Genomic DNA, 6,500 nt, shown 5'->3' with positions numbered 1-6,500 from the left:
GTGACTCGGCGGTTCCGGGTTTGCGGCCCGTAAATATGCGGTGGAGGACCCCACCCCGTAGGACCCGGCCCCGCACCCACAACACGCCCGTACCCCGCCGGGACCCGCTACAGCCGGTCCAGCACCTGTGCCAGCAGGCTGCCCATGCGAGCCGCCGAGTCACGGCCGGCCTGGAGGACCTCTTCGTGGTTGAGGGGCTCGCCCGTCATGCCCGCGGCCAGGTTGGTGACCAGGGAGATGCCGAGCACCTCGGCCCCGGCCTCGCGGGCGGCGATCGCTTCGAGGGTGGTGGACATGCCGACCAGGTCCGCCCCGATGACGCGGGCCATGGTGATCTCGGCCGGAGTCTCGTAGTGCGGGCCGGGGAACTGGGCGTACACGCCTTCCTCAAGGCTGGGGTCGACCTCCTGGCAGAGGGCGCGCAGCCGCGGCGAGTAGAGGTCCGTGAGGTCGACGAAGTTGGCGCCGACGATGGGGGAGGTGGCCGTGAGGTTGATGTGGTCGCTGATCAGCACCGGCTGACCGGGGCGCATGCCCTCGCGGAGGCCGCCGCAGCCGTTGGTCAGGACGATGGTCTTGCAGCCGGCGGCGACGGCGGTGCGTACGCCGTGCGCGACGGCGGCCACGCCGCGGCCCTCGTAGTAGTGCGTGCGGCCGAGGAAGACCAGGGCCCGCTTGTCCTTGATCCGGTACGAGCGGATCGTGCCGGCGTGGCCCGCGACGGCGGGCGGCGGGAAGCCGGGCAGTTCGGTGACCGGGAACTCGTGCTCGGCGGTGCCGAGCGCGTCGGTCGCGGGTACCCAGCCGGAGCCCATGACCAGGGCCACGTCGTGGGTCTCGGCGCCGGTGAGCTCGCGCAGGCGGGCGGCGGCGGCGTCGGCGGCGGCGTAGGGGTCGCCCTGGATCTCCGGAGTAACTGATGCGTTCACGCGGACGAGGGTATCCGGAAATCCCCTACGCGCGTAGATGTCGCAGGTGGGAGACGCGACAGAAGCACTGGGCCCCGCTCAGTCCACGTCCCTCACGAAGATGTCCTTGTCGTTGAAGACCTCGACGATGAAGACCAGCAGCCGCCCCATGCTCACCGTGTACTCCACCAGGATGTTCTGCGTCAGCCGGATGGTCCGGTCGTCGCCCGTGGCGCTTATCGGGCGGGAGAGCGCGGGGAACGGGTCGCGGGCGAGCAGCGAGATGCCCTTGTCGAAGGCGGCGCGCTGCGCGTCGTCGAGGCGGTCGCGGGCTGCTCCGGCCTGTTCGGTGAAGTACACCTGGTACGTGGGCATAGTGCCCTCCCCTTCCGGTCCCTGCCGGCCCGTCGTGCGCCGAGTCTACGGGCGTACGCGCACCTCAGCAGGGCCGTTTGCGCAGCTCCATCACATAGTCGTGGGGCGCGCCCGCGGACTCGGCGGCGTCGGCGAGCTCGCCGAGGTAGCGGGCGGAGGGCAGCCCGCCCTCGTACCCGTTGAGCACGTACAGCCAGGCGGCCTCCTCGCCGTCCAGCGTGTGCACGCGCACCCGCATCCGCCGGTAGATGTCGAGGCCGACGCCCTCCCAGCGGTCCATGGACTCCTCGTCCATGGGGGCGATGTCGTACAGCGCGACGAAGACCTGGGACCGGGGCGCTTCGACGATGGTGGCCAGCGCTCCCTCCCAGCCCATCTGCTCGCCGCCGAAGGTCAGCCGCCAGTCGGTCAGCCAGCCTGTGCCGCGGAGCGGCGAGTGCGGTGCGCGGCGGGACATCAGCCGCGCGTCGAGGTTGCCGGCGTACGCGGCGTAGAGCGACATGGTTCTGAGGGTACGGGAGTGGGGCGGGACGGCATTTGTGGTGGCACGCTCGGGTGAGAGCCCGGACGGAGGGCCCCGGGCGGAGACCTCGTGACGGGTGCGGGACAATGGAGTATGTGACTCGGATCGTGATCATTGGTGGCGGACCCGGCGGCTACGAAGCGGCGCTGGTGGGCGCGCAGCTCGGCGCGGAGGTGACCGTCGTCGACTGCGACGGTCTGGGCGGGGCGTCGGTGCTGACCGACTGCGTGCCGTCGAAGACTCTCATCGCGACGGCTGAGGTGATGACGACCTTCGACTCCTCGTATGAGGAGCTCGGGATCATCGTCGCCGACGACACGCCGCCGCTGGAGCAGGTGGCGCGCGTCGTGGGCGTGGACCTGGGCAAGGTGAACCGGCGTGTGAAGCGCCTGGCGCTGGCCCAGTCGCACGACATCACGGCGTCCGTCACGCGTGCGGGCGCACGCGTGCTGCGCGGCCGTGGCCGGCTGGAGCCGGAACGGGCAGCCGACGGCTCCCGGACGGTGACCGTACGGGCGGCGGACGGCTCCGAGGAGACGCTGACGGCGGACTCCGTGCTGATCGCGACGGGCGCGCACCCGCGCGAGATCCCGGACGCGCTGCCGGACGGCGAGCGGATACTCAACTGGACGCAGGTCTACGACCTGGAGGAGCTCCCCGAGGAGCTCATCGTGGTCGGTTCCGGCGTGACGGGCGCGGAGTTCGCCGGGGCGTACCAGGCGCTCGGCTCGAAGGTGACGCTAGTCTCCAGCCGCGACCGGGTGCTGCCGGGCGAGGACCCGGACGCCGCCGCGGTGCTGGAGGACGTGTTCCGGCGGCGCGGAATGAATGTGATGGCGCGTTCCCGCGCGCAGTCCGCGAAGCGGGTGGGGGAGCGCGTGGAGGTCACCCTGGCGGACGGCCGGGTGATTTCGGGTACGCACTGCCTGATGGCGGTCGGCTCCATTCCGAATACCGGCGGTATGGGTCTGGAGGAGGCCGGAGTCAGGCTCAAGGAGTCCGGCCACATCTGGACGGACAAGGTGTCGCGGACGAGCGTGCCGGGCGTGTACGCGGCCGGCGACTGCACCGGTGTCTTCGCACTGGCTTCGGTGGCGGCGATGCAGGGCCGTATCGCCATGTACCACTTCCTGGGCGACGCGGTCACTCCGCTCAATCTCAAGGCTGTATCCGCGAACGTATTTACGGACCCGGAGATTGCGACCGTCGGCTACACGCAGGCGGACGTGGACAACGGGAGGATTGACGCGCGTGTGGTGAAGCTGCCGCTGCTGCGCAATGCCCGAGCGAAGATGCAGGGCATCCGGGACGGATTCGTGAAGCTGTTCTGCCGCCCGGGCACCGGCATCGTGGTCGGCGGCGTGGTGGTCGCGCCGCGGGCCAGCGAGTTGATCCACCCCATCTCGATCGCCGTCGACAACAACCTGACGGTGGAACAGATCGCCAACGCGTTCACCGTGTACCCGTCGCTGTCCGGCTCGATCGCCGAGGTCGCGCGGCAGTTGCACACCCGTAAGACGCAGAGCGAGGAGTAGGCGGCGGGGGTGTCGGCGGGAGGAGGCGCGGGCCGTGTTCGGCCGGTGTACCGGTGCTGTACTGGTGCGCTTCTTCCTATACCACTCCGTGGTAGCGGCTACGGACAATTTCCGTTAATTGCTGCAAGCTGCTGAAAACAGTTGGTCGTTGGCGTTACTGTCAGTTTCGTGTTCGCAGCAGAACGTCGCCAATTGATCCTCGAAATGGTGCGGGCCAACGGGGCGGTTTCGCTCCGTGAGCTCGCCCGTGTCGTCCAGACCTCCGAAGTGACCGTACGGCGGGACGTACGGGCGTTGGAGGCAGAAGGACTGCTCGACCGCCGGCACGGCGGTGCGGTGCTGCCGGGTGGTTTCACCAGGGAGTCCGGCTTCCCGCAGAAATCCCATCTAGCGACCGCGGAGAAGACGGCCATCGCCGATCTCGCGGCGAGCTTCGTCGAAGAGGGCGAGGCCGTCGTCGTCGGCGCCGGTACGACCACGCAGGAGCTGGCCCGCCGGCTCGCGCGCGTACCCGGCCTGACCGTGGTGACCAACTCCCTTCTCGTCGCCCAGGCGCTGGCCCACGCCAACCGGGTCGAGGTCGTGATGACCGGCGGGACCCTCAGAGGCTCCAACTACGCCCTGGTGGGCAGCGGGGCCGAGCAGTCCCTCCAGGGGCTGCGGGTCTCCCGCGCCTTCCTGTCCGGCAGTGGGCTGACCGCCGAGCGCGGCCTGTCCACGTCCAACATGCTCTCCGCGAGCGTCGACCGCGCGCTGGTGCAGGCGGCGGCCGAGGTGGTGGTGCTCGCGGACCATACGAAGCTCGGCACCGACACCATGTTCCAGACGGTCCCCACGGACGTGATCACGCGGCTGGTGACCGACGAGCCGCCCGCGCACGACGAGCGTGCCGCCACTGAGCTCCAGGCGCTCGCCGACCAGGGGGTGCAGATCGCGGTCGCCGGGCCCGGCGCGGGGTCGGGCTCGGGGGGGACCGTCGGCCCCAGCGGCGGCGACTCCGTCCCGCCGGGGCACCGCCCCCGGCGGGACGTGGCCCCTCTGCCGGGCCAGCGCCGCAACCACCCGCCGGGCCCCAGCGGCACCCAGCTCCGCGCGGCCGCGGCGGTCGGCGACCCGATCCCGGGGAGGGTGGCCGACCTGCGCCGCCGCTAGCCCGGCGCCGCAGCCTCTGTACGGGCGCGATACGGGCGGGCTTACGGGCGTACGGGCTCGGGTGCCCGAGGGCCCGGGGCCGCGGACGTACCGCCGACGACGACGTGCGGCACCGGCCGACCGCCGGGAAGCCGCCGACGGCAGGACCGGGACCGGCCCCCACAAGGGGACGGGCTCAGGCGTCCTGTCCCGTCCGTCCGTTCGTCGGCCCGGTGCCGGTGATGACCGTGGCGTTGAGTTCGTCGCAGTTGGTCACGCGGGTGAGCAGGCCGCTCGCGGAGAAGGCCGCGGCAGCCTTCTCCGCCTGGCGTTCGCTGGTCTCGATGAGCAGGGAGCCGCCCGGGGCCAGCCATCGCGGGGCGGCGGCGGTGACGCGGCGCAGGACGTCGAGGCCGTCCGTGCCGCCGTCGAGGGCGACCAGGGGCTCGTGGTCGCGGGCCTCGGGCGGGAGGGTGCCGATGGCTTCGGTGGGTACGTACGGGACGTTGGCGACCAGGATGTCGACGCGCCCGCGCAGGGCGGCCGGCAGCGGCTCGTACAGGTCGCCCTCGTAGACCAGGCTGTCACCGCCATGGGCGGCGGCGTTGCGGCGGGCGCAGCGGACCGCCGCGGGGTCGATGTCGGCGGCGTGCAGTTCGGCGCGGCCGAGGGCGGCGCGCAGGGCCAGGCCCACCGCGCCCGAGCCGCAGCACAGGTCGACGACGACCGGCCCGTTTGAGCGCTCGACGCGCCCGGAGCGCCCGGCGACCGCGGCCACGGCCCGTTCGACGAGGAATTCGGTGCGGCGGCGCGGTACGAAGACGCCGGGGCCCACGGCGACGCGCAGGCCGCGGAACTCGGCCCAGCCCAGGACGTGTTCGAGCGGGAGCCCGTCGGCCCGCCGACGCACCATGCCGTCGAGTTCTACGGGCGTACGGGCCGTGGCTATGAGCAGTTCCGCCTCGTCCTCGGCGAAGACGCACCCGGCGGCGCGCAGCGTGCGGACGATGGCGGCGGGGAGAGAAGAAGGTGACGCGGAAACCGACATGGAGGAGACCTCTCGGGATGCCTTCGCGGGGCTCCCGGCGGTCACCTATGTCCGGTGGACCGTACGGCCGTGCGGAGGGAGCACCCAGCCTGTTGCAGCGGTAATGGGTCTCACCTCCTTGACGTGTTCACTGCCTGAGCTGCCCACATTACCCGACCGGGCCCGCGGCTACCCCTCCTCGGGGCACTCCGTGCCGGGGGCCCGCAGGCCGGTCAGGGTGAGCATCAGCAGCCGGTCGGCCAATTCCGGGTCGTCCGGAGACTGTTCGGTGGCGAGCGCGATGGCGCTGGTCAGCTGCATGAGGTCGGCGATGCCGACGTCGGTGCGGACGGCCCCGGCCCGCTGGGCGCGGGAGAGGAGCGTGCCGCCCGCCTCGCGCATCGGGGTGCTGCACCGCGACAGGGCGGACCCCTCGTCGCTCTGTGCGGCGATCAGTTCGCGGGACAGCCCGCGGTACGTGCTCGCGTGCGCGATGATCGCGCGCAGCCACTCCACGAGGGCGCGGCACGGCTCGGGGGCGGCGAGGAGCTCGCGGGAGCGGGCGAGGAGCGCGTCGACCTCGCCCTGGAAGACGGCGCTCATCAGGGCGATGCGGTTGGGGAAGTGCCGGTAGAGGGTGCCGATGCCGACGCCCGCGCGGCGCGCGACGTCTTCGAGCGAGGCGTCGGTGCCGTGCTGTGTGAAGGCCGTACGGGCCTCGGTCAGCAGGCGCTCGTAGTTGCGCCGCGCGTCCGCGCGCATGGGTCGCTGTGACGTCTGCGCCGTGTCCGTCGCCATTGCGTCATCCTCCCGCTCACCGCGGCCCACCGCCGGTGAGCTCATGACAGCAAGGATGCCACTGGCCGGGGCGGCACGTGACCGCTCCGGAACACCTGGGGCCCCCGCCGAATCACCGGCGAGGGCCCCAGGGCGTGGAACGGGGTATCAGTCCTTGATCTCGCAGATCACCGCGCCGGAGGTGACGGACCCGCCGACCTCCG

The 6,500-nt window shown here is 71.8% G+C and carries 7 protein-coding genes; 2 read left to right on the top strand and 5 right to left on the bottom strand.

What is annotated here, in order from left to right:
• Positions 1-107: 107 nt before the first annotated feature.
• From ACFU99_RS28455 to ACFU99_RS28445, 3 genes are all read right to left on the bottom strand, one after another.
• Complete coding sequence (locus ACFU99_RS28455) at positions 108-929, bottom strand: purine-nucleoside phosphorylase (protein WP_384397347.1); 822 nt, start codon at positions 927-929, stop codon at positions 108-110.
• A gap of 78 nt (positions 930-1,007) precedes the next feature.
• The gene (locus tag ACFU99_RS28450) at positions 1,008-1,283 is read right to left on the bottom strand and encodes a type II toxin-antitoxin system RelE/ParE family toxin (protein ID WP_384397344.1); all 276 of its coding nucleotides are present in this window, start codon (positions 1,281-1,283) and stop codon (positions 1,008-1,010) included.
• 64 nt (positions 1,284-1,347) lie between these two features.
• Entirely contained in the window at positions 1,348-1,785 is a 438-nt protein-coding gene (locus ACFU99_RS28445) for a gamma-glutamylcyclotransferase (RefSeq protein WP_030893269.1), read from the bottom strand.
• A 107-nt stretch (positions 1,786-1,892) separates the two neighbouring features.
• On the opposite strand from ACFU99_RS28445, the gene ACFU99_RS28440 reads away from it, so the two are divergent.
• Positions 1,893-3,341, top strand: coding sequence for an NAD(P)H-quinone dehydrogenase (locus tag ACFU99_RS28440; protein ID WP_363231258.1), 1,449 nt, complete (start codon positions 1,893-1,895; stop codon positions 3,339-3,341).
• A 168-nt stretch (positions 3,342-3,509) separates the two neighbouring features.
• Positions 3,510-4,493 (top strand): DeoR/GlpR family DNA-binding transcription regulator, encoded by a 984-nt coding sequence (locus ACFU99_RS28435; RefSeq protein ID WP_363231259.1) that lies wholly within the window; start codon positions 3,510-3,512, stop codon positions 4,491-4,493.
• Positions 4,494-4,668: 175 nt separating this feature from the next.
• On the opposite strand, the gene ACFU99_RS28430 is transcribed toward ACFU99_RS28435, so the two are convergent.
• Together ACFU99_RS28430 and ACFU99_RS28425 are read right to left on the bottom strand one after the other, a co-directional pair.
• Positions 4,669-5,520 (bottom strand): putative protein N(5)-glutamine methyltransferase, encoded by an 852-nt coding sequence (locus ACFU99_RS28430; protein WP_384397340.1) that lies wholly within the window; start codon positions 5,518-5,520, stop codon positions 4,669-4,671.
• Between the two features lie 168 nt (positions 5,521-5,688).
• Positions 5,689-6,261, bottom strand: a complete 573-nt coding sequence (locus ACFU99_RS28425) for a TetR/AcrR family transcriptional regulator (protein WP_384397350.1) — start codon at positions 6,259-6,261, stop codon at positions 5,689-5,691.
• Positions 6,262-6,500 lie beyond the last annotated feature (239 nt).

The organism is Streptomyces sp. NPDC057654 (genome assembly GCF_042800135.1).
Classification (GTDB): Bacteria; Actinomycetota; Actinomycetes; order Streptomycetales; family Streptomycetaceae; genus Streptomyces.
The sequence above is the reverse complement of the archived record's forward strand: the minus strand, read 5'-3'. Positions and strand labels throughout refer to the sequence as shown.

Excerpts from the sequence above, each read along its gene's own strand:
- ACFU99_RS28440 (WP_363231258.1), top strand. The coding sequence starts at position 1,893 with ATGGAGTATGTGACTCGGATCGTGATCATTGGTGGCGGACCCGGCGGC.
- ACFU99_RS28450 (WP_384397344.1), bottom strand. The coding sequence starts at position 1,283 with ATGCCCACGTACCAGGTGTACTTCACCGAACAGGCCGGAGCAGCCCGC.
- ACFU99_RS28425 (WP_384397350.1), bottom strand. The coding sequence starts at position 6,261 with ATGCGCGCGGACGCGCGGCGCAACTACGAGCGCCTGCTGACCGAGGCC.
- ACFU99_RS28430 (WP_384397340.1), bottom strand. The coding sequence starts at position 5,520 with ATGTCGGTTTCCGCGTCACCTTCTTCTCTCCCCGCCGCCATCGTCCGC.
- ACFU99_RS28445 (WP_030893269.1), bottom strand. The coding sequence starts at position 1,785 with ATGTCGCTCTACGCCGCGTACGCCGGCAACCTCGACGCGCGGCTGATG.